The organism is Azohydromonas lata NBRC 102462, assembly GCF_001571085.1.
GTDB classification, from domain to species: Bacteria; Pseudomonadota; Gammaproteobacteria; order Burkholderiales; family Burkholderiaceae_C; genus Azohydromonas; species Azohydromonas lata.
Window position 1 is genome coordinate 1 of sequence record NZ_BCTC01000251.1, and the last position, 1899, is coordinate 1899.

General features: G+C 70.9%; 1 protein-coding gene. It reads right to left on the reverse strand.

All coding sequences use genetic code 11. From position 1 onward, the window contains the following. Positions 1-1899, reverse strand: a 1899-nt coding sequence (locus ALA01S_RS34545) for a DUF4082 domain-containing protein (RefSeq protein WP_218011562.1), incomplete at both ends; no start/stop codon positions are given.

A 1899-nucleotide genomic window follows, 5' to 3' on the forward strand; every position in this document is an offset into this window, starting at 1 on the left:
CGCGTCGCCCGCGCCGCTGATGTCCCATTCCGAGGCCGGGCTGCCCGTGAGGCAGTTCTCGGCCACGATGGCGTTGGCCGGGTTGGTGCAGTTGGCCGAGGGCGTGGTGCCGCCGCCGCCACTGCTGCCGCCCGGCGTGAAGGCCACGTCCACCCAGTAATTGGTGGCCTGCCAGCTCTGCGACGGGAAGGTGGAGCCGCTGCCGTAGGCATAGAGCCCGTTGCCGCCGCTCACGCCGTTTTGCAGCAGGTGCACGGGCGCCTTGTCCACGCCCGCGTTGGCGAAATAGCTGTTGTCGCCCGCGTAGTGGCCGTTGGGCGCGAAGTAGGAGGCGACGTACACGGTGTTGGCCGTCACCGGCACGGGCGTGGCGAACTGCACCTCCTGCCAGCCGCCGGCCGTCTCGTTGCCGAAGGTGGCCGTGGCCAGCCGCGTGCCGTCCAGGCTCCAGAGGCTGCCGACGTGGGTGCCGGTGTTGCCCGCGCCCTTGTAGAAGCGCACGCCGGTGACGACGCCGTCCACGTCCACGCGGAACTTCACGCCCAGCTCCACCGGGCCCGGGTCGTCGATCGAGGCATTGGCGGGCGCGGCGCTGGTGCTCCAGCCGCTGCAGGGGCAGCTCTGCACGTTGGCCGCGGCCAGGGTGGTGAAGCTCCACGATGCGTTGGCCGCCAGGGGCACGCCGGCCGCGTCCTTGATGCGCGGGTCGGCCGCGCCGCCGCGCAGCGTGACGGTGTAGGTGGTGGAGCCCGCCAGCGGCGCCGAGGGCGTGAGCGTCACGGCGCGGGTGGCCGCGTTGTAGGCCACGGTGGCGCTCACCAGGGCGTTGGCCCCGTCGCGCAGCTCCACCGTGGCGGTGGTGACGGTGGCCGCGTCCAGCGCCTCGCTGAAGATGGCGTTCACGCTCGTGTAGACGCTCACGCCCGTGGTGCCGGCCGCCGGGTTGGCGGTGATGACGGTCGGGCCGCCGCTGTCCACGCCGTAGGTGGCGACCCAGTTGCCGCTGTCCGCGGCGAAGAAGGCGTATTCCACGCCCTTGACCACTTTGACGGTGAAGGGCACGGCCACGCCGCCGCGCGTGAGGCCCACCAGCACGTCGTTGCCCGCGCGGCGCGGCAACATGCCCTGCAGCCCCGTGGCCGCGGCGGCACGCGAGACGCCGAAGCTCAGGCTGCTGCCGTTCCAGCCCAGGGCGCTGAAGTAGGAGTCGTTGCGCGCATCCACCCAGGTGAGCAACTGCCGCGCGGAGATGACGGGCACGCCCCGCGCCTGTGCCGAGGCCACCACGGTCTGGGCCTCGGGGATCAGGTCCACGTCGGTGTGTGCGTTGACGACGTAGGCGCCGTAGTAGCCCTCGGTGCCCAGCGCGCGGTCCAGCAGCGTGTCCACGGTGTAGGGATAGCTCTGGCCGGACTCGTCGGTCATTTGCGTGGCGGCCTGGAAGACGTCCACGAAGCTGCCGTCGAGCCTCATGAAACGCATGGGCATGGCCGAGCCGGTGAAGATGCCCGGCACGTCGCCCACCCAGCCCGGCGGCCAGAAGTAGTAGGTCGTGTCCATGCGCATGCCGTACTTGAGCTGCGTCTCGGCGCCGGTGGTCCAGTCGCTCCAGACGACGCAGTGATGGCGCTGCGTGATGGGCGAGGACACGCCGCCGAAGCGCGCCACCCAGTCGCCGCGCTCGCTGGCGTAGGTGGCGTCCAGCGAGGTGGCGTCGTAGTTGGCGCAGTTGGTGTCCACGTGCAGGCCGACCTCGAAGCCCTCCTGGTCGAACACCATGGCCTGGTAGGGGCTCAGCGGCGTGTCGGAGAACATGTAGGACGTGCCGCGCACGCATTCCCAGTTGGCCACCGAGCAGCCCGCGGGGCTCATGGACTTGAACCAGTTGAAGCGCCCCTC